Origin of the sequence: uncultured Phyllobacterium sp. (assembly GCF_902479695.1) — a bacterium.
Lineage (GTDB): Bacteria > Pseudomonadota > Alphaproteobacteria > Rhizobiales > Rhizobiaceae > Phyllobacterium > Phyllobacterium calauticae.
This window is the reverse complement of sequence record NZ_CABSQF010000004.1, coordinates 76,438-98,180: the sequence shown is the minus strand read 5'-3', so window position 1 is coordinate 98,180 and position 21,743 is coordinate 76,438. Positions and strand designations below refer to the sequence as shown.

The window sequence follows — 21,743 nt, the reverse complement described above, 5'->3', positions numbered from 1 at the left end:
CCGGACTTATGGACAAGCCGGGTCTTTGCATGAAACCGGCGCTATCAGTCGATGGACGGAATACGCAGAACCTGGCCGGGATAAATCTTGTCCGGGCTGGTCAGCATGGGTTTGTTGGCTTCGAAGATCGTAGTGTTCTTCACGCCCTTGCCTTTGCCATAGACCGCTTCCGCGATCTTCCACAAATTGTCGCCGCTCTTGACCGTGTAGAAGACGGGATCCTTGGCCACAGAACCGGTGGTTGTGTTGTCAACCGTCAATGCACCCGTGTCGACTTTGGAAATGCCCAGCGAATTGCCAACGGCAATGATGGCCTTCTCCAGAATTTCCTGGTTGGTAACGCTGCCCTTGAGGATAGCCTTGTCACCTTCGATGACGACGTCAACTTTGTCCGTTCCGAGATTGTGCGAATCGAGCTCTTTCTTCAAATCGCCCGCCTGTGGCTCGTCATTGCCGATGCCGACTTTCTTGCCGACTGATTTAACAAAATCGAATAGTCCCATGTCTGGCTCTCCTTGTTGATTGTTCAAACCGACGAATAGCGTTGTTACATTCCCCATCGATCTTGAAAAGCAAAGAATAACGACAGTCGCTCACGTTCTGTTCCTGACCCTAATCTCCTTTGACCCGTCCACGCATCTTTTTCACATCGGATCGTCCTGCTTTTACTTTGAGACGGCGCTCGACGGATCCCTTTGTCGGCCTGGTTTTCTTGCGCGGCGGCGGTGGCGGTTCTGCCGCTTTGGCGATCAATGCAACCATGCGCTCGCGCGCATCTTCCCGGTTGCGCTCCTGCGTGCGAAAGCGGCTGGCCTCGATAAGCACATCGCCGTCCTTGGTGCCTCTCTGCCCGGCCAGTTTCAGGAGCCGCGCCAGTACATCCTCGGGCAAACCAGCCCGTGCCGCAAAAAAACGCAGCTGCACGGCGGTTGAGACCTTGTTGACGTTCTGGCCGCCGGGACCTGCCGAACGAATAAAACTCTCCTCCAGATCATCCTCATAAATGAAGATCCGGTTGGTGATTTTGATTTGGTTGCGGTTCTCGTCCATAGGGGATTGGTACCCTAATCTTTTCCGGGCGGAAAGGTTCTTTCCAGGCATGGAAAAGCAAAAGGCCCCGCTGGTAAACAGCGGGGCCTCGATTGCGCAATGGGCATTGGATTATTCGGCAGCAACCGGCGTGTGCGGCGCGGCAGCGCGGATATCGCTATCGACGTGGCTTTCAAATTTGCCGAAATTGACGACGAACATGTCAACCAGTTTCTTGGCCTGCAAGTCATAGGCCTGCTTGTCTGCCCAGGTCGAGCGCGGATCGAGAATGGCTTCGTCCACGCCTGGAACAGCCACAGGCACGGCAAAACCGAAGTTCGGATCGGTGCGGAACTCGGCGCCTTTGAGCGAACCGTCGAGCGCTGCGGTCAGAAGCGCGCGGGTTGCCTTGATGGGCATGCGCTTGCCTGTTCCATAGGCGCCGCCGGTCCATCCGGTGTTTACCAGCCAGCAGTCAACGCCGTGTTCGGCGATGAGCTGACGCAGCAGATTGCCATATTCGGAGGGGTGGCGCGGCATGAACGGTGCGCCGAAGCAGGTCGAGAAGGTGGCTTCCGGTTCCGTTACACCGCGTTCAGTACCGGCGACCTTTGCGGTGTAGCCGGACAGGAAGTGGTACATGGCCTGCGCCGGTGTCAGCTTGGCAATGGGCGGCATTACGCCGAAAGCATCCGCCGTCAGCATGATGATGTTCTTCGGATGGCTTGCCTTGCCGGTCTTGGATGCATTCGGAATGAAATCCAGAGGATAGGCGCAGCGGGTGTTTTCAGTCAGGGAGCCATCGTTGAAATCCGGAACGCGGTTTTCATCAAGCACGACATTTTCGAGCACCGTACCGAAACGCTGCGTCGTTGCGTAGATTTCCGGTTCGGCTTCGGCCGAGAGACGGATTGTCTTGGCATAGCAGCCGCCCTCGAAGTTGAAAACGCCGTGCTCGCCCCAGCCGTGTTCGTCATCGCCGATCAATGTCCGCGACGGATCAGCCGAAAGTGTCGTTTTGCCGGTGCCGGAAAGGCCGAAAAAGACGGCTGTATCGCCAGCCGGACCTTCATTGGCCGAGCAGTGCATGGGCATGACGCCCTTTGCAGGCAGGAGATAGTTCAGCGCGGTGAAAACCGATTTCTTCATTTCGCCGGCATAGGCCGAACCGCCGATGAGAACGATCATCCGCGTCAAGTCGACGGCAATGACCGTTTCCGTGCGTGTTCCATGCCGCTTGGGGTCGGCGCGGAACGACGGCAGGTCGATAATCGTCATCTTGGGCACGAAACTTGCCAGCGCATCGCGATCCGGCCGGATCAGAAGATTGCGGATGAACAGCGAATGCCAGGCGAATTCGGTGATAACGCGCGTGTTCAGGCTGTAATCAGTGTCCGCACCGCCGATGAGGTCCTGGACGAACACTTCCTTGCCTTTGGCATGCTCGGCAAAATCCGCATAAAGCAGGGCGAAAGCTTCCGGGGTCATCGGGGCATTGTTGTCCCACCAGACGTGATTTTCCGTCGATGCATCGCGCACGACAAACTTGTCTTTCGGCGAGCGACCAGTGTGCTGGCCTGTTCTTGCGACCAGCGCTCCCTGTGCTGTCAGTTGCGCTTCGCCGCGCCGCAATGTCTCCTCATAGAGCTCAGCGGCCCCGAAATTATAATAGACCGCTGAAAGCTCCTTCAAGCCTGAGGTGCCGAGCGCGATGGCCGCGTTATGGATACCGGTCTCTCTAGTCATGTGTCCGCCGTTGTTTAAGAAGGTTCAGGGGTCGAATTCAGATGTGCCGCCTCATGCATCTTCCAGCATGAATGCGGTTACATCTGGTCAAAAGCAGAAAAAATGAGCAGTATCAAATGTTTAATCGATTTAAAGAATTTAAATTTCTTTTAAATCGTTTTAAATCGGCAAAATCCACAGGGCAGCGCTGCCACTGGTTTCATCCGCGCACAGGACGTGCGACCTATTCTTCGAAACGGCTCACTGTGTCACGATCGCGGTCGTATCGTTTCGCGAGCGGAAATGGCGGCAACCAGGACTCGCGACGGACGGTCCAGAGTTCATAGGTGGGCTTCAGTTGGTCGGGGGCATCCAGCGAGCCGAGGTTCACTTCGATTTCGTCTGCGGTGCACGCAAAAATGGACGAGCCGCAGCGGGGACAGAAAAACCGCCCGGCGTAGTCGCGCGTTTCACCGTCGATCGTCACCGCATCCCGTGGGAATATCGCCGACGCATGGAAAAGGGCTCCATGATGCTTGCGGCAGTCGAGACAGTGACAAAGGCCGACCCGGTATGGAAGCCCTGACGCTACAAACCGAACGTTGCCGCACAGGCAACCACCGGTGAATCGGTCCATGCTGCACCTCCTCTGAAGTCGAGCGGGTGGAATGTTTACGACGAACAGCGCTGTCATGGCAATTGACCGCCAAGGGCCAGAAACCAAATACATCCAAAGCGCGTATCCCTGAATAGGTTTATACAATCGGCTTGTTACCCGGCAATGCCGTGCGCTTTTGTCGTCATACACCGGGAAGAAATCACTGCAGATGTCGCGGGCAATTGCCTGCGGCCGTCATGCGGAAATCACAAAGGGTGACACGAGTTTTGATCTGTGCCACATTTTGTACCCAATTTGTCCGGCACAAGCACGGTCGGATTTAACCTTTTAAACAAGGAAAAGCAGGGCATGAGGGAAGTACCCGCAATGCAGACCATTGCGCTCGTTGATGACGATCGCAACATTCTGACGTCCGTATCGATTGCGCTTGAATCGGAAGGTTACCGCGTCGAGACCTACACCGATGGCGCGTCTGCACTCGATGGGTTGATGGCACGTCCGCCCAATCTGGCCATTTTCGATATCAAGATGCCGCGGATGGACGGTATGGAACTCCTGCGTCGCCTGCGCCAGAAATCCGATTTGCCGGTGATCTTCCTGACGTCCAAGGATGACGAGATCGATGAGCTCTTCGGCCTCAAGATGGGCGCCGATGACTTCATTACAAAGCCGTTCTCGCAGCGGCTTCTGGTCGAGCGCGTCAAGGCGGTGCTGCGCCGGGTCGCTGCGCGCGAAGGTGTGGCAAAGCCTGGCAGCCCTCAGGCCAAGTCGCTGGAGCGCGGTCAGCTTGTCATGGACCAGGAACGGCATACCTGCACCTGGATGGGTGAGCCGGTGACCCTGACGGTCACCGAGTTCCTTATCCTGCATTCCCTGGCGCAGCGTCCGGGCGTCGTCAAAAGCCGTGATGCGCTGATGGATGCAGCCTATGACGAACAGGTCTATGTGGATGACCGGACCATTGACAGCCACATCAAGCGCCTGCGCAAGAAGTTCAAGGTTGTCGACGACGACTTCGATATGATCGAAACACTCTATGGTGTCGGGTATCGCTTCCGCGAAACTTGATTCTGATTGTTCCTGTTGTTTGCGTATAAATGGGCGGGCGATCACGCGTAGGAATGTCAACCATGCGTGATCCGCAGTACAATAAGATTGTCTCAGCGCATTTTGAGTGCGATGAGGCAGCCCAATTTACGATACTCTGAGGCAGAAATGGTAGCCGGACTCCAAGGCAGCAATGTTACGCGCAAGAGCGCCGTCATGCGCCGGAAGCGTTCGCTCGCCTTGAGGCGGTTGCTGCAGCCGCTCAATCGGCTCTTCGGCAACTCCCTGTTTTCCAGCCTCACCCGCCGCATTCTCTTTCTCAACCTCGCCGGTCTTGCGGTGCTTTTGTCCGGCATCATGTATCTCAATCAGTTCCGTGACGGGCTGATCGATGCCCGCGTTGAAAGCCTGATGACGCAGGGCGAGATCATCGCGGCCGCCATCGCGTCGGAAGCGACGGTCGATACGAATTCCATCACCGTCGACCCTGAAAAATTGCTGGAATTGCAGGCTGGACAGAGCATAACGCCGTCGCCCGATGTGCTGGATAATCTCGATTTTCCCATCAATCCGGAGCGCGTGGCCCCTGTCCTGCGCCAACTGATCCAGCCGACCCGCACCCGTGCACGCATTTATGACCGCGATTCGAATCTTTTGCTGGATTCTCGCCATCTCTACTCCCGCGGGCAGGTGTTACGGTACGAATTGCCGCCGATCGATGGCGATGAGCCCAGTTTTCTCGAGCGGTTGACCAACCGGATGACCCGGTTGCTGCGCCGGAGCGATTTGCCGATCTATCAGGAACAACCCGGCGGCAATGGCGCTTCCTTTCCTGAAATTGTGAAAGCCTTGACGGGACAGCCCGCCACCTTCGTGCGCATGACGGAAAAGGGCGAGCAGATTGTTTCGGTTGCGGTCCCGATCCAGCGCTTCCGCGCTGTTCTTGGGGTGCTTCTGCTTTCCACGGAAGGCGGCGATATCGACAAGATCGTGCAGGGCGAACGTTATGCCATTATCCGGGTGTTTACCGTCGCGGCGCTGGTTATGGCCATTCTCTCATTGTTTCTGGCATCGACCATTGCCAATCCGCTGCGCCGTCTTGCGGCGGCGGCGGACCGCGTGCGTCACGGCGTGAAGAACCGTGAGGAAATTCCGGATTTTTCCGAGCGCCAGGACGAAATCGGCCATCTCTCCACCTCCATCCGCGACATGACCAATGCGCTCTATGCCCGCATCGAATCGATCGAGAGCTTTGCCGCCGATGTCAGCCACGAATTGAAAAACCCGCTGACATCATTGCGAAGCGCCGTGGAGACGCTGCCGCTGGCCAGGAATGATGATTCGCGCAAGCGCCTGATGGATGTAATCCAGCACGATGTGCGGCGGCTGGATCGCTTGATCACGGATATTTCCGATGCGTCACGTCTCGATGCGGAGCTGGCACGCGAAGATTCCGAACATGTCGATCTCAAGTTCCTGCTGGGCAATCTCGTGACCGCTGCGCGCGAAGTGCGGCGCAACAAGAAGGATACGCAGATCGAATTTGTCGTCGGCAAGCTGCCGACCAACAAGAAGGGCTTCTTCGTGGTTGGCCATGATCTGCGTCTCGGCCAGGTCGTTTCCAATCTCATCGAGAATGCACGTTCGTTCGTGCCGGAAGAGCATGGCATTATCACGGTCTCGCTGCAGCATATGGGCGACCGGGTGCGCATTCTGGTTGAAGACAATGGTCCGGGCATTCGCGTCGAACAGATCGACCGCATTTTCGAGCGTTTCTACACGGATCGCCCGTCAGGCGAAGCTTTCGGTCAGAACTCCGGCCTTGGACTCTCCATCAGCCGCCAGATCATCGAGGCGCATGGCGGCACGTTGAATGCGGAGAACATTATCGATCCCAATGATCCCGACAACTATCTCGGTGCCCGCTTCACCGCGATTCTCCCGGTCGAGATCTGATGCGGGACGACGAAGGCGAATTGATCCATGGCAGTGCCGTGCTTGTGGGCGAACACGGCGTCCTCATCCGTGGCGCCTCCGGTTCGGGGAAATCCTCCGTCGTGCGGGCGCTGATGGACCGCGCGTCTTATGGAGGTATGTTTGCCGCCCTGGTCAGCGATGATCAATGCGCCGTGCGGGAAACGTCGGGGCGTCTGCTCTGCACGGCTCCCGGCATTTTGCGGGGTGGATTGGAAGTGCGCGGCTCCGGATTGCATCTGGCGGATTTCGAGGAAAGTGCCATTCTCCATCTCCTGGTTGATCTTGTCGAACCGAACCAATCGGTTCGGTTCGGCGAAGATGCAGCAACGCATCTGCAAGGCGTCGCAATCGGGCATCTAATTCTGCCAAAATGCGAGATAGATGCCGCCTGCCGGGCTATCGAAGCCAGGCTGTTTCGGCAGGTATGGAAAAAATAATTGTTGTAACTCAATAAGTTGCACCGACGACCTGCGATAAAATGACTGACAGTCACGCACAAGTCATTTTTCCGCTTGCCTTCGCGATTCGTCCTGCCAAAATGCGACACCTGCCAAGTGGGGCATTCAATGCGCAGAAAAAAGCCTAAACCCAATGGGCTGGCGCAACAGGAGCAGTTTCAGAATGATCGGACTCGTGCTTGTGACGCACGGAAGACTGGCCGAGGAATTTCATCATGCTGTTGAGCATGTGGTCGGTCAGCAGGAATATTTGGAAACCGTCTCAATCGGTGCCGATGATGATATGGAGCAACGCAGGCGCGACATTGTCGATGCGGTGGCGCGTGCCGATAGCGGCAATGGCGTCATCATTTTGACAGATATGTTTGGCGGTACTCCTTCCAATCTGGCCATTTCAGTGATGGAATCAGGACGGATCGAGGTTATCGCCGGCGTCAATCTGCCCATGCTGATCAAGCTGTCGAGTGTACGCGTCACCAATGACATGGCGGCGTCGCTGCGCGAGGGGCAGGATGCCGGACGCAAATACATCAATGTGGCCAGTCAGGTGCTGACAGCCAAATAGAGGTTGAACACGCATGCGCCTGACAGGAGAAACGACCGGCACGTTTGATCCGGACAACGCGCTGGTTGCATCTTTCGAGATCATCAACCGGCGCGGGCTGCATGCGCGCGCTTCCGCCAAATTCGTCCAGCTCGTCGATGGTTACGACGCCCATGTGCGCGTCGAGAAAGACGGCATGACCGTGGGTGGAACCTCCATCATGGGGTTGATGATGCTTGCCGCCTCGCCGGGCTGCTGCATCAAGGTCAGCGCTTCAGGCCGGCAGGCCACCGATGTGATGATGGCCCTCGGGGCACTCATTGCCGATAAGTTCGGCGAAGAAGCCTGATGTGACGCTCGTCAGCCCGATTGCTGTCTTTGATGCGGGGATCGGCAGCTATGCCATTGTCGATCTGCTCCGGCGGCGGCTTCCCAGGCAGGATATCCTCTATTTCGCCGATCGCGCCAGCTTTCCCTATGGGAGAAAACCGCGCAGCGAGTTGCTGTCCGTCATGGACCGGACGATGCGGTTCTTGATGGCGCATGACCCCTCGGCCATCATCGTCGCTTCGAACGTGCCGTCGATAACCGTGATGGATGACCTGAAATCCATGGTGAACGTGCCGCTTTTTGGGGTTGTGCCGCCGCTGGCGGAAGCCCTGGCGACGACGCAAACCGGCAAGGTCGGCATCATGGGCGTGCAGTCGATGACCGGAAGCCCGCAGTTGCGGCAGTTTGTCGGCAGGCATACCGGTGATCCCGATGTCGTCGCCCTGATCGATGCCTCGTCCATGGTCGACCTTGTCGAGAATGGCGACTTTCTGTTCAATGCCGCCGCGACCCGGCAAAACGTCGATGATTTCCTCGGCGCGGTTTTTCGCAGCCATCCGGATATCGACGTACTTACCCTGTCGAGCACGCACCTGCCGTGGCTCCGTTCCTATTTTGAAGCCAGCCGTCCGTCCTGCCGGTTCCTGGATCCGGCCGAGGCGATCGTGCAGACCATCGGCGCGGGGACGCAGGGCAGCGGCACCACCATCGCCATTGCCACCGAAAGCGCCGAATATACGCTGGATGCATTCCGGGCGATGCTGGCAAAACTGGGGATCGCCCTGCCTGTCAGTCCTGTTTCGCTGCCATTGCAATAAAATAACCGTCCTCCGGATATGCACGCATAAGGATTTCTTTATATCCCATTGTGCGCCCCGCCCTAATCTGATAGTCAACAGCAACCTCCGGTCGCCTCGGAATGGCGGCTGGACCGAAAAACAAAGACGGAGCTGACAACAGATGGCCGATAAGCAGGATTTTATAGTCAAGGACCTTGAGCTGGCCGCATGGGGCCGCAAGGAAATTGAAATCGCCGAAACCGAAATGCCGGGCCTGATGGCCAGCCGCGAAGAGTTTGGCACGTCCAAGCCGCTCAAGGGCGCGCGCATCACCGGTTCGCTTCACATGACGATCCAGACCGCGGTCCTGATCGAAACGCTGCAGGCCCTGGGTGCAACCGTGCGCTGGGCATCGTGCAATATCTTCTCGACTCAGGATCATGCGGCAGCGGCAATCGCAGCCACCGGAACGCCGGTTTTCGCCGTCAAGGGCGAAACACTGGAAGAATACTGGACCTATACCGACAAGATTTTCCAGTGGCCGGATGGCCAGCCTTCCAACATGATCCTCGATGATGGCGGCGATGCCACCATGTACATTCTGATCGGCGCGCGCGCTGAAGCCGGTGAGGACGTTCTGTCCAATCCGGGCAGCGAAGAGGAAGAGATCCTCTTTGCGCAGATCAAGAAGCGCATGAAGGAAACGCCGGGCTTCTTCACCAAGCAGCGCGATGCGATCAAGGGCGTCACGGAAGAAACGACAACCGGTGTGAACCGTCTGTACCAGTTGCAGAAGAAGGGCCTCCTGCCTTTCCCGGCAATCAACGTCAACGACAGCGTTACCAAGTCGAAGTTCGACAACAAGTATGGCTGCAAGGAATCGCTGGTGGACGGCATCCGCCGCGCCACCGACGTCATGATGGCCGGCAAGGTTGCCGTGGTTTGCGGTTACGGTGACGTGGGCAAGGGTTCGGCCCAGTCGCTCCTCGGTGCCGGGGCACGCGTCAAGGTCACGGAAGTTGATCCGATCTGCGCGCTGCAGGCTGCGATGGACGGTTTCGAAGTGGTCACGCTTGAAGATGCCGCACCGACCGCCGACATCATCATCACCACGACCGGCAACAAGGATGTCATCAAGCTCGATGACATGCGCAAGATGAAGGACATGGTGATCGTCGGTAACATCGGTCACTTCGACAACGAGATCCAGGTCTCGGCACTGCGCAACCTCAAGTGGAACAACATCAAGCCGCAGGTCGACATGATCTCGTTCCCGGACGGCAAGCGCATGCTGCTTCTCTCCGAAGGCCGTCTGCTCAATCTGGGCAACGCAACGGGACATCCGAGCTTCGTCATGTCCGCATCGTTCACCAACCAGGTTCTGGCTCAGATCGAGCTCTACAGCCGCGGTGAGCAGTACAAGAATGAGGTCTACGTCCTGCCGAAGCATCTCGATGAAAAGGTCGCGCGCCTGCATCTCGATAAGCTTGGTGCGAAATTGACGACCCTTTCGGACGAACAGGCTGCCTATATCGGTGTCACACCGAATGGTCCTTTCAAGTCGGACCACTACAGATATTAATCTGTTAACCAGTACACACAATATATGGAAGCCGAAGGATTGACAAATTCTTCGGCTTTCTTTTTTGCGCGGAGTTCTTCCCGTCGATTCGTCAAGGGTTTATTGTAGTGATTCGGGATAGCTTTCTTCCAGATGGGCCAAATGGTTGGATCAATCAGATGGGTTGGAACATGAGATATCTGTCAGGATGGGGCGACGACGGTTGATATGAAGATTGGTGATGGGGATGTTCGCGGGAAAGAGGCAACACGCGGAAAGCGGGTGCTGAAGAAACTGCGGACTGTGCTGGCGGGAGCCGGCTCGACTGTTTCTATCCTTGGCGCCATATCTTCTGTCGCCCATGCCGATGATCCGCTTGGCAAGATCAACACCCCATTCGGGGTCGCATTCGGCACGTTCGAAGTCATCCAGTTTGCCATGTTCCTCGGCGCGATGGGCGCGGCCCTGTTGTCGGCGGGCTGGCTGATCCGCGAGCGCAGCCGCATTGCCAGCGAGAATCGCCAGTTGCGCGACAAGGTCGCCGATCTCAATGTCGCGGTTCAGCGCGGCGAAGCGCTGCTCAATCTGAAGGATCAACGGGTGGTTGTGTGGGAAGGCAACTCCACGGCGCCCAATCTCGTCGGCAGCCTGCCGCAGGAAATCGGTGTTCCCGAAGACCGCTCGCTGTTTCTGGCTTTTGGCCGCTGGTTGCGCATTGATTCCGCAACGTTGCTGGATCGCTCTGTCGAGGCCCTGCGCGGCAAGGCGCGTGCCTTCGATATCGTCGTCGAGACGTCGAAGGGAACGCCACTGGAGGTCCAGGGCCGCACGTCTGGCGGCTATGCCATTGTTCGTTTCATCAGCCTCGGCGAGGCGCGCGCCACCCAGGCGCTGCTCAAGACGGAAAACTATCAGCTCAACGAAGCCCTGACCACATTGCGGGGACTGTTGGAACAACTGGAAATGCCGGCCTGGAGCCGCGACAGGAGCGGCAAGCTCAATTGGGTCAACATGGCCTATGCCAAGGCGGTTGATGTCAGTGACGTGCATGTTGCCGTGGCGGAGACACGCGAATTGTTCGGGGTGCAGGCACGCGAGCGTATCGAGCGCGAGAAGGCGGCAAGCCGGCCTTTCCACGATGAACTGTCGACTGTGGTCGGCGGCGATCGTCACGTGTTCCGGGTCACGGATGTCGCGAGCAGCGCCGGTTCCGCCGGTCTGGCCAATGATGTCAGCGACATTGAACTGGTGCGCGAAGAATTCAAGCGCACCGTCCTCAATCACTCGGACACGCTGGACCAGTTGAATTCGGCAGTCGCCATGTTCGATGCGAACAGGAAGCTGCAATTCTTCAATCAGGCATTTGCCAAGCTGTGGGGGCTGGAAACCTCGCTGCTGGAAAGCCGACCCGACAATGCCATGCTGCTCGACCGCTTCCGCAGCGACGGCACATTGCCGGAACAGCCGGATTGGCGCCGCTGGAAGGATTCCATGCTTTCGGCCTATCATTCGGTCGAATCGCAGGAGCATTTGTGGCATCTGACCGACGGTCGCACCTTGCGCGTCATCGTCAATCCGCAGCCCAAGGGCGGCGTCACCTGGGTTTTCGAGAACCTGACGGAAAAGCTGCAGCTTGAAAGCCGCTACAACACGCTGATCAAGGTACAGGGGCAGACGCTGGACCATCTGGCAGAAGGTGTGGCTGTGTTCGGTTCCGATGGCAAGATTCGCCTGTCCAATCCCGCCTTTGCATCGCTCTGGTCACTGAAAGCCGAACAGGTCGCCGAAGGCATGCATATCTCGGCGATCCGCCGCCTGTGCGAGCCGGTTTCCGATGCAACCCAGTGGGAAAGCTTTGTGACGACCGTCACAGGCTTTGACGACAAACGGGAGTCGCTGTCAGGTCATGTCGAGCTGACGACCGGGAAAATCCTCTATTTTGCCTCAGCACCGCTGCCGAGCGGCCAGACCATGCTGACCTTCGTCGACGTGACGGATTCCGTGCGGGTTGAACGGGCGCTGAAGGAAAAGAACGAGGCGCTGGAGCGCACGGATGAACTGAAGAACGATTTCGTCCAGCATGTCTCCTATGAGCTGCGTTCGCCGCTGACCAACATCATGGGCTTTACAGAACTGCTGCAGACGCCGATGACCGGCCCGCTCAACGAGCGTCAGCGCGATTATCTCGACCATATCGGCACGTCGTCTTCGGTGCTGCTGACCATCGTCAACGATATTCTCGATCTCGCCACGGTCGATGCCGGTATTATGGAGCTGGATATCAGTGACGTCTCGGTTGCCGATGCCGTCGCCACTGCCTCTGAAAAAGTAGCCGAACGCCTCAAGGAGCATAACATCCTGCTCGACACCCGCATTGCATCCGGCGCGGGTTCTTTCCGTGCCGATGCCAGCCGCGTCAAGCAGGTGCTTGCCAATCTGCTCAGCAATGCCGCCAATTATGCACCCGAAGGCAGCACGATCACACTGACCTGCGGGCGGGAACAGAATGAGATGGTTTTCAGCGTTCAGGACAACGGACCCGGCATGCCGGACTATGTGCTCGACAGTATTTTCAAGCGGTTCCAGCCCTATCCGAACGGCGGCCGCAAGCGCGGTGCCGGTCTTGGCCTTTCCATCGTCAAAGGCTTTGTGGAGCTACATGGCGGCAAGGTCGATATCAGCAGTGCCGCGGGCAGGGGCACGCTGGTGACCTGCCGGTTCCCGCTGGAAGCACGTACCTTCAGCATCGCTGCTGAATAAGGCGCCCATGACGTCCCTGACACTCCAGCTTGCAACGGCAGAAGACACGGAACGGCTTGGTCAGGACATCGGGCTGGCGCTGGTCAAGGGCGATCTTGTCACGCTGTCCGGCGATCTGGGGGCCGGAAAATCGACGCTGGCCCGCGGGCTGATCCGCACCATAGCCAACGACAGTGCCTATGAGGTTCCAAGCCCCACCTTCACGATCGTGCAATCCTATCCGGAACTGCGTTTGCCGATCAGTCACGTGGATTTATACCGGCTGTCTTCCAGCGAAGAAATCGACGAGCTTGGGCTGGACGAAGCACTGGAGGATGGTGCAGTTCTGGTGGAGTGGCCGGAGCGGGCCGATGAGGTGCTGGCCAAACCGGCAATCCGCATCAATCTGCTCCATGATGGCAACGGCCGCACGGTCGAGATTGATGGGGAAGACGCCGCCCTTGCAAGGCTGCAGCGCTCGCTCGCCATACGCACATTCCTCGGCCGGGCAGGATATGCCGATGCAGACCGCCGCTATCTGCTTGGCGATGCCTCCGCACGCGGCTACGAGACGATCGATACCGGCTGTGAACGCCCGCTGATCCTCATGAACTCGCCCTATAATCCCGGCGGACCGATCCTGCGCGATGGCAAGACCTATATGCAGATCGCCCATCTTTCCCAGTCGGTGACGGCGTTCGTGGCGGTCAACCATCTCTTGCGGTCCAATGGCTTCTATGTTCCGCAGATCATGTCCGACGATCTCGACAACGGCTTCCTGTTGCTCGAGAATCTTGGAAATGAAGGCATACTCGATGCGGATGGCGCCCCCATCGTCGAACGGTACGAGGCGTCCGTGCGGCTGCTGGCGCGCATGCATGAGTGCACCTGGGCGCGCGACGTCGAGATCGCCAAGGGCTACACCCATCATATCCATGATTTCGACCGCGACGCCATGATGATCGAAGTGGAACTTCTGTCGGATTGGTATGTTCCGCGGATGGCGGGTTTCCGGCTGGCGCCGGAACAGAAGGCGGCCTACGTTGCCGCTTGGGATCGTGTGTTTAGTCGGCTTCATTCTTCGGAGAAAAGCCTGGTTCAGCGCGATTTCCATTCCCCCAACATTCTCTGGCGCGGCGAGGCCAGCGGCATCGACCGCGTCGGGCTTCTCGATTTTCAGGATGCGATGATTGGCCCATCCGCCTATGACGTGGCATCTCTGGTGCTCGATGCGCGCGTAACGGTCGAGCCTGAACTTCAACAACACCTGCTGGCCGCTTATATCGAGGAACGGCAGTCCCGCGACAGTTCTTTCAACGAAAGCGCCTTCCTGGAGGCATTTTCCATCATGGCGGCGCAGCGCAATGCCAAGATTCTGGGAATCTTCGTGCGGCTGGATGAACGCGACGGCAAACCCTATTATCTCAAGCACCTTCCGCGCATCCAGGCTTATCTGGCCGGCGCTCTCGACCATCCGTCGCTGACGCCGGTCCGTGAATGGTGCGAAAAGATGGACCTTCTTTCCCTGGAGCAGCAGTGAATGACGATACCCGATACGGCGATGCTTCTGGCTGCGGGCCTCGGAAAGCGCTTGCGTCCCATTACCGATACGATGCCAAAACCACTGGTAAAGGTAGCCGGCAAATCATTGATCGATTGGGGGCTTGATGCTCTCAATGCGGCAGGGATTGCCCGCGCGGTGGTCAATGTTCACTATCTCGCCGACCAGATGGAACAGCATCTCGGATCGCGGCGCTCGCCGGCAATCGCCATATCGGACGAGCGGACTGAACTGCTCGATTCGGCTGGCGGCATCGTCAAGGCCCTGCCCCTGATCGGTAAGGGCGCCTTTTACATTCTCAACGCCGATACATTCTGGATCGACGGGCCCCGTCCCAATCTTGTCCGTCTCGCTGAAGCATGGGATGCTTCGACGATGGACGTTCTTGTGATGGTGGCACGCATGGATCAGGCGACCGGCTATGAAGGCCGCGGCGATTTCACCGTGGATGCCGAGGGAAGGCTGCAGCGCTTCCGCGAAGGTGACGCATCGCCCTATATCTATGCCGGGGCTGCGATCACGCATCCGCGTCTCTTTGAAGGAAAGCCGGTGGCGCGTGCGTCGCTCAATCGCTATTTTGATGAAGCCATCAGTGCCGGGCGTCTCTTCGGGATGCCGATGCAGGGCCATTGGCTGACCGTCGGCACGCCCGAGGCGATCGGAGAGGCGGAAGCCGTGATTGCCGGTCTCGGGCAGGAGACCCATGGTTGAGCGCCACAGCCCACGCATTTTCTCGATAGCTCCCGGCGACCCCTTTCTTCCCGCTCTGGTCGACGCGATTCTGTCCGGCAATCTCATTCCCGGTTTTCCTGCCAATCCTGCCGATCCGCTGGCGCTTGCCGGGGCGACGATTTATGTGCCGACCCGCCGCGCGGCGCGGACCCTGCGCTCGCTGCTTGTTGAAAAGAGTCCGGTGAAATCCGCGATCCTTCCCGTCATCCGGCCGCTCGGTGATGTGGATGAAGATGCAGCGATGTTCGATATGGGGTCGGACGCGTTTTTCGATCTACTGCCGCCGGTCAGTTCGACGGAACGGCTGCTTCTGCTTGCACGGCTGGTGCGGCCGTGGCGGGAGCGCCTGCCGGAGCATGTCCTTGCCCTGTTCGGCAATGAGGACATTGCCATTCCAGCAACCACGGCGGATGCCATCTGGCTGGCGCGTGATCTGGCCGGGCTCATGGATCAGGTAGAGACTGAGGCAAGCGGCTGGAGTACGCTGTCGAACATCGTTTCGGAGGAACTGCCGGAGTGGTGGCAGGTGACATTGGATTTCCTCAACATCGTCACCAGTCTCTGGCCGGATATTCTCAATGAGCGGCACCGGTCCAATCCCGCCGCCCACCGCAATCAGCTGATTGAACTGGAAGCAGAGCGGCTTCTGCGCAACCCTCCCGATGGCCCTGTTATCGCCGCGGGTTCCACCGGCTCGATCCCGGCCACGGCACATCTTCTCAGTGCAATCGCCGCCCTGCCGCAAGGTGCGGTGGTCCTGCCGGGGCTTGATCGCGACATGGATGAGTCGAGCTGGCAGGTGCTGGCCAACACGCAGGACAATCCGTCCATCTTTGGTCATCCGCAATTCGGCTTGAGGAAGCTTCTGGCCGAGCTTGGCGTCTTGCGCCAGGACGTTGTTCGTCTTGGCGCGGTCAGCCCGCAGAAGCGCGCGCGCGAGCATCTGCTGGCGGAAGCCATGCGCCCTGCCGAAACAAGCGAGGCGTGGAGTGCGATCAACCGGGAAAGCAACGCGTTTTCCGCGGCGGTCGCGCCCGTCGCCCTGATCGAGGCGGCCAACGAACGCGAGGAAGCACTGGCAGTGGCGATCGCCCTGCGCGATGCCATTGAGACACCCGATAAGACGGCGGCGCTCATTACGGCGGATCGTGATCTCGCCCGGCGTGTGGCCAGTGAGCTCGCGCGTTTCAACATTGCCGCCGATGATTCCGGCGGTCATGCCCTGCGCGAGACGCAACCGGCAACGCTGTTGCGCCTCACACTGGAAACGGTGTTCAATCCCGGTGACCCTGTCGTGCTGCTGGCCCTGCTCAAGCATCCGCTGACGCGGCTCGGCATGGACCGCAACGCCGTGCGGCAGGCGGCGGAAACCATTGAACTCATTGCCCTGCGCGGCGGCACCGGACGCGCGACCCTGGCAGGACTGGCTGAATTCTTTGAGCGGCGTCTCGCCGAAGGCAGTGCGTCACCCTTCGAGCCTGCCTGGCTGCGCCAGATTTCCGCACAGCGGATTGAGGCCGCGCGGATCGTCTGCGCGGCGCTCGGGCAATGCATGCTTGAGCTCAATGCCTTCACGCAGGTCGGCGAATCCGTGGAAATATCGGATATCGTCCGGGCAACGATTGCCAGCCTCGAAAATCTGGTCCGCGATGACAGGGGCGATATATCGGGGCTTTATACCGGCGCTGCCGGAGAACAGTTCGCCGCCTTTCTGCGCAATCTCGTGTCCGCCGATTCCGGTCTCGATTTCATGCCGGTTGAATGGCCGGCAATGATCGAAGCCCTGATGGCAGGTGAGGTTGTGAAACCCAAGGCCGGTGCCCATCCGCGCCTGTTCATCTGGGGTGCGCTGGAAGCGCGCCTGCAGACCGTCGATACCGTCATCATCGGCGGCCTGAATGAGGGGTCCTGGCCGGGCAAGACCCGCAACGACCCCTTCATGTCCCGGCCGATGAAAGCCGTCATCAACCTGGAACCGCCGGAACGGCGCACCGGCCTTGCGGCGCATGATTTCCAGATGGCGCTCGGCATGGAGCGGGTCATTCTCAGCCGGGCGCAGCGCTCGGCCAATGCGCCAACCGTTGCATCGCGCTGGTTGCAGCGGCTGGAAACGGTGCTTGGCAAGAAGGCCGGTGATGAATTGCGCGCACGCGGTGCACAATATCTGCATTGGGCCCGGGATATCGACGATGCGCCGGATGAGGACTTTGTCAAACGGCCGGAGCCAAAGCCGCCGCTTGAGGCGCGGCCAAAGCATTTTTCCGTCACGGAAATCGAAACCCTGCGGCGCGATCCCTACGCGATCTTCGCCCGGCGCATCCTGCGCCTGCGTCCCATCGAGCCGCTGATCCGCGATCCCGATGCGGCGGAGCGCGGCTCGCTGTTTCACGACATTCTGGCGCATTTTACCGAACAGGGTATCGATCCGGTTCGTGCCGATGCGGCTGCCCGGCTTTCGGAGATTGGCCGGCGCTATTTCGATGACATCGCCTTGCCGGAGGAAATCGACGCGGTGTGGTGGCCACGTTTCCTGAACCTCGTGCCCGAGTTCCTGCAATGGGAGCGCGAACGGGCGCCGCTGCTGGCCGAGCGCCATCCGGAAATAGCTTCGAAGAAAATCCCGGTCGAAGCATCGGGCGTCACGCTGTCCGGCCGCGCCGACCGTGTTGATCTGATGCGGGACGGCACGGTTGAAATCATCGATTACAAGACGGGTTCCACCCCCTCGCGCAAGCAGGCCCATGTGCTGCTCTCGCCGCAGCTGGCACTGGAAGCGGCGCTTCTCGCCCGCGGTGCCTTTCACGAAGTCGGCGCGCGTCAGGCCTCGGATCTGCTCTATGTGCGCTTGCGGCCAAACGGCCGGGTTGATCCTGAATCGATCCTCAAGGTGGGAACAGCGGCCAGCAAGAGCGAAAAGACTGCGCCTGAGCTCGGTGTGCTTGCGTGGCTCCGCTTGAATGAACTGCTTGTTGCCTATCATGATCCGCAAAAAGGGTATCTGTCGCGCGCCCTGCCGTTCAAGGAAAGCGATCTGACGGGGGATTATGATCATCTCGCGCGGGTGCTGGAATGGTCGGCGGGCGGCGCTGACGATGGCGGGGAGGGCGGGGAATGAAAAAGCCGCTCAACATCCCCAGGGAAACCATTACCGACCAGAACAGTGCCGCCAATCCGGTGGATTCCGTCTGGGTGTCCGCCAACGCAGGGTCAGGCAAGACACATGTTCTGACCGAGCGTGTCATCCGCCTTCTGCTCGACGGCACCGATCCGTCGAAAATACTGTGTCTGACCTATACCAAGGCCGCAGCAGCCGTCATGCAGAACCGCGTCTTTGCCCGGCTTTCCGATTGGGCAACCATGGATGAGGAGGCACTGGCGCAAACGATTGAGAAAATCGACGACAAGCGCCCCGGACCCGCGCGGCTGGCGCAGGCGCGCCGCCTGTTTGCCCGGGCATTGGAAACGCCGGGGGGGCTGAAGATCCAGACGATCCACGCCTTCTGCGAGGCCATTCTGCATCAGTTTCCATTGGAAGCGAACATCGCCGGTCATTTTGAACTGATGGATGACATGATGCAGGTGGCGCTGGTGGGGGAAGCACGCCGCCAGCTGCTCCAGACAGCGCGGCTTGACGGCAATGTCGAGCTTGCGGCTGCCTTCAACGATGTCCTGGACGCGGCCGGAGAATTCGGGTTGCAGGAACTGCTCGATGAAGCTGTCAACAAGCGCCATGACCTGACCCAGTTCATTCGCGACGTGGGTCATGATGCGCTGCGGCGCCCCCTCTTCTTTGCCCAGTTTGGCTTTACCGGCGAGGAGACGGAAGACGATATCCTGTCCACCCTCTGGCCGGTTCCGGAATTCCCGCAGGGCGTGCTGGACGATATCATGGCGGTGCCGAAGGGCGCCTCGCGGGCCCAGGAATTTGCGCTCCTGCTGCGGTTTGCCAAGGTGAATGATCAAATCGATCAGCGCGAAGAGGTGCTGCGTACCGCCTTTCTCAAAGCGACAGGCGATCCCAAGAGCGGCAGCTATGTCGCCTCGAAGGGCGTGACCGACCGCATTCCCGATTTCATCGAACGCTATGACCGGGCAGCGGACAGGGTTTTCAACGGCCTGGACCGCCTGAAGCAGCTGCGGCAGATCCGGCTGACCCTGTCGGCACTGGTGCTGATCGACGATCTGATCGGCCGTTACCAGCAGATGAAAAGGGCGCGGGGCCTTCTCGACTTCGATGATCTGATCGTGCGCACGGTGGCACTGCTGGCGCGGCAGGACGCCGGGCCGTGGGTGCAGTACAAGCTCGACAAGGGCATTGATCACATTCTGGTCGATGAGGCGCAGGATACCAGCCCCAACCAGTGGCGGGTCATCCGCCTGCTCAGCGAGGAGTTTTTTTCCGGCAGTACCGCGCGCACCGTCCGGCGTACCCTGTTCGCCGTGGGTGACGAAAAGCAGTCCATCTATTCGTTTCAGGGCGCCATCCCGGAAGATTTCGCCTGCCATGGCAAGGCAACCCAGAAAAACGCCGAAAATGCTGAGCTGAGTTTCTCCAGGGTCAATCTGAACTTCTCCTTCCGCTCCGTACCCGACGTGCTGTCCGCAGTGGATGCCGTGTTCAAGCGGCCTGAAGCCAATCGCGGCTTTGGTGCCGATCACGGGGCGACTGTCCACACGGCGATCCGGTCCGGCGATCCCGGCGAAGTGCAGATCTGGGATATGCTGACGCCCGAAACCACGGAACAGGAGGAGGATTGGCGCACACCAGTCGACAGCCTTCCTGCGCCGCCGGTTCGCCTTGCCGAACAGATCGCCAGGACCATCGATCTCTGGTTGAAAAACGGCGAAATCATCGAAGGCAAGAACCGGCGTCTGCAGGCGCGCGATATCATGGTCCTGGTGCGCAAGCGCGATCAGTTCATGCCCGCCCTGTCGCGCGAGTTGAAGAAGCGCCATGTGCCGGTGGCCGGTGCTGACCGGCTCAAACTGACGGACCATATCGCCGTCAAGGATTTGATGGCGCTTGGCCGTTTCATGCTCTTGCCCTCCGATGATTTGTCGCTGGCGGCACTGCTCAAGAGCCCGATCTTCAAATGGGACGATGACCAGCTTTTCCATCTGGCGCACGGGCGGGCGGAAAATGAAACCCTGCATCAGCGCCTGACGATCCAGGCCAAGAGCGATCCGGCGCTGGCGACCGTCGCCAAGCGACTGCAGGAGTGGCGCAACCGTGCCGATACGGTGCCGGTGTTCGAGTTCTACGCGGATATTCTTGGCAGTGGCGGTGCGCGGCGCGAGCTTCTGGCGCGGCTTGGGCACGAGGCTGGCGACGTGATCGACGAATTCCAGAACTATGCCATCGCCACGGAGAAGACCGGTCTTCCCGGACTGCAGGCCTTTCTGGAAACGCTCGAGGCCGCTACGCCCGAGATCAAGCGCGAACTCGACCAGAGCCGGGATGAAGTGCGCATCATGACCGTGCATGCGGCCAAGGGGCTTGAAGCTGCGGTGGTATTCCTGGTTGATTCCGGCAGTTCCGCTTCGTCGGGCGGGCGCACGCCCAATCTTCTGTCGTTTCCGATGAAGGAAGAAGAGGGATGGCAGGGCAAGGGCTTCCTTTTCGTGCCGTCCAAATCCTATGCAACCGCCTTTACCGGCTCCATCGTCGACAGCCTGAAAGTACGGTCGGAAGAGGAGTATCGCCGTCTGCTCTATGTCGGCATGACCCGCGCGGAAGACCGTTTGATCGTTTGCGGCTATCGCGGCGCCCGCCAGTCGCCGGATACCTGGCACGGTCTTGTCGATTCGGCGCTCGCGGATGTGAGCGAACCGTTCGATCATCCGGTTGAGGGCATCGTGGCGAAACGTTACCGCGAGACTGCGCGGACCGGTGGTCCGGTGCAGGAGCCGGAATTGGTGCCGGCGGCATCGGTTATGCCTTTCCCGTCCCGATATCGTGCGCCCATGGCAAGGGAGGCCGGGCTGCCGCGCCCGCTGGCGCCGTCCGGCGTGTCTCTTCTGATCGAGCCCGAAGAGGAAGAGCCGCTGGTCACCGGCTCGCCGGTTCTCGGCGCGGAGAGCACCGATCCCGCCTTTGCGATCCGGCGCGGTACGGTCATCCATGCACTGTTGCAGACATTGCCCAACCTGCCTGCCGCTCAGCGTCGCGCTGCCGCCGAGCGGTATCTCTCCCGCGCTGCCTTCGACTGGAAGCCGGACGAAATCGAAAGCGCCCTGCAATCGGCATTCGCCGTCATGGACGATCAGCGTTTCGCGCCGGTCTTCGCGCCCGGTTCCCTCGCGGAAATCGCAGTCATGGGCACGTTGCATCTGCGCGGCAAGGATCATGCCGTATCCGGTGTCATTGACCGGCTTGCGGTGAGCGAAAGCCGCGTGCTGATCGTCGATTACAAGACCAACCGCCCGGCGCCGCGCAGCCTGAAAGAGGTGCCCGACGCCTATGTGGCGCAGCTGGCACTCTACCGGCAATTGCTGGAGCCGCTTTATCCTGGAAAGAGCGTGGAGGCTGCCCTGCTGTTCACCGAAGGCCCGCATCTCATCGATATTCCGGTGAATGAGATGCAGGCCGCCCTTGCCCGTCTCACCGCATCGTGAGATGACCGAGCTTGACGCGGGTGGGTA

General features: G+C 59.3%; 16 protein-coding genes. 12 read left to right on the top strand and 4 right to left on the bottom strand.

Features of this window, described 5'->3' with window-relative positions; all coding sequences use genetic code 11:
* Positions 1 to 44: 44 nt before the first annotated feature.
* The 4 genes from lysM to RDL77_RS04000 form a co-directional block, all read right to left on the bottom strand.
* Complete coding sequence (gene lysM / locus RDL77_RS04015) at positions 45 to 503, bottom strand: peptidoglycan-binding protein LysM (RefSeq protein ID WP_288191883.1); 459 nt, start codon at positions 501 to 503, stop codon at positions 45 to 47.
* A 109-nt stretch (positions 504 to 612) separates the two neighbouring features.
* Positions 613 to 1,050 carry an alternative ribosome rescue aminoacyl-tRNA hydrolase ArfB gene (gene arfB, locus RDL77_RS04010; protein ID WP_288191882.1) on the bottom strand — a complete coding sequence of 146 codons (438 nt, stop codon included), beginning with the start codon at positions 1,048 to 1,050 and terminating at the stop codon, positions 613 to 615.
* Between the two features lie 111 nt (positions 1,051 to 1,161).
* Positions 1,162 to 2,775: a phosphoenolpyruvate carboxykinase gene (locus RDL77_RS04005; RefSeq protein WP_288191881.1), complete on the bottom strand. Its 1,614-nt coding sequence runs from the start codon at positions 2,773 to 2,775 to the stop codon at positions 1,162 to 1,164.
* Positions 2,776 to 2,998: 223 nt separating this feature from the next.
* A complete protein-coding gene (locus tag RDL77_RS04000) occupies positions 2,999 to 3,391 on the bottom strand; it encodes a GFA family protein (protein ID WP_288191880.1) in 393 nt (130 codons plus the stop codon).
* Positions 3,392 to 3,721: 330 nt separating this feature from the next.
* Here RDL77_RS04000 and RDL77_RS03995 point away from each other — a divergent pair, with 330 nt between their 5' ends.
* From RDL77_RS03995 to addA, 12 genes are all read left to right on the top strand, one after another.
* A complete protein-coding gene (locus RDL77_RS03995; protein ID WP_288191879.1) occupies positions 3,722 to 4,441 on the top strand; it encodes a response regulator transcription factor in 720 nt (239 codons plus the stop codon).
* 147 nt (positions 4,442 to 4,588) lie between these two features.
* Positions 4,589 to 6,376, top strand: coding sequence for a sensor histidine kinase (locus tag RDL77_RS03990; protein ID WP_288191878.1), 1,788 nt, complete (start codon positions 4,589 to 4,591; stop codon positions 6,374 to 6,376).
* Entirely contained in the window at positions 6,376 to 6,834 is a 459-nt protein-coding gene (locus tag RDL77_RS03985; protein ID WP_223613971.1) for an HPr kinase/phosphorylase, read from the top strand. The genes RDL77_RS03990 and RDL77_RS03985 overlap by 1 nt, the downstream gene beginning before the upstream one ends.
* A gap of 184 nt (positions 6,835 to 7,018) precedes the next feature.
* Positions 7,019 to 7,420: a PTS sugar transporter subunit IIA gene (locus RDL77_RS03980; protein ID WP_091879322.1), complete on the top strand. Its 402-nt coding sequence runs from the start codon at positions 7,019 to 7,021 to the stop codon at positions 7,418 to 7,420.
* A 13-nt stretch (positions 7,421 to 7,433) separates the two neighbouring features.
* Positions 7,434 to 7,748, top strand: a complete 315-nt coding sequence (locus RDL77_RS03975) for an HPr family phosphocarrier protein (RefSeq protein WP_223613972.1) — start codon at positions 7,434 to 7,436, stop codon at positions 7,746 to 7,748.
* Positions 7,720 to 8,547, top strand: a complete 828-nt coding sequence (locus tag RDL77_RS03970; protein WP_288191876.1) for a glutamate racemase — start codon at positions 7,720 to 7,722, stop codon at positions 8,545 to 8,547. The genes RDL77_RS03975 and RDL77_RS03970 overlap by 29 nt, the downstream gene beginning before the upstream one ends.
* A gap of 142 nt (positions 8,548 to 8,689) precedes the next feature.
* The gene (gene ahcY / locus RDL77_RS03965) at positions 8,690 to 10,090 is read left to right on the top strand and encodes an adenosylhomocysteinase (RefSeq protein WP_223613974.1); all 1,401 of its coding nucleotides are present in this window, start codon (positions 8,690 to 8,692) and stop codon (positions 10,088 to 10,090) included.
* Positions 10,091 to 10,297: 207 nt separating this feature from the next.
* Complete coding sequence (locus RDL77_RS03960) at positions 10,298 to 12,829, top strand: PAS domain-containing sensor histidine kinase (protein WP_288191875.1); 2,532 nt, start codon at positions 10,298 to 10,300, stop codon at positions 12,827 to 12,829.
* 7 nt (positions 12,830 to 12,836) lie between these two features.
* Positions 12,837 to 14,348, top strand: coding sequence for a tRNA (adenosine(37)-N6)-threonylcarbamoyltransferase complex ATPase subunit type 1 TsaE (tsaE, locus tag RDL77_RS03955; protein ID WP_288191874.1), 1,512 nt, complete (start codon positions 12,837 to 12,839; stop codon positions 14,346 to 14,348).
* Complete coding sequence (locus RDL77_RS03950; RefSeq protein ID WP_288191873.1) at positions 14,349 to 15,080, top strand: nucleotidyltransferase family protein; 732 nt, start codon at positions 14,349 to 14,351, stop codon at positions 15,078 to 15,080.
* A complete protein-coding gene (gene addB / locus RDL77_RS03945; protein WP_288191872.1) occupies positions 15,073 to 18,216 on the top strand; it encodes a double-strand break repair protein AddB in 3,144 nt (1,047 codons plus the stop codon). The genes RDL77_RS03950 and addB overlap by 8 nt, the downstream gene beginning before the upstream one ends.
* Positions 18,213 to 21,716, top strand: a complete 3,504-nt coding sequence (addA, locus tag RDL77_RS03940; RefSeq protein WP_288191871.1) for a double-strand break repair helicase AddA — start codon at positions 18,213 to 18,215, stop codon at positions 21,714 to 21,716. Before addB ends, addA begins: the two co-directional genes overlap by 4 nt.
* The last annotated feature ends 27 nt before the right edge of the window (positions 21,717 to 21,743 follow it).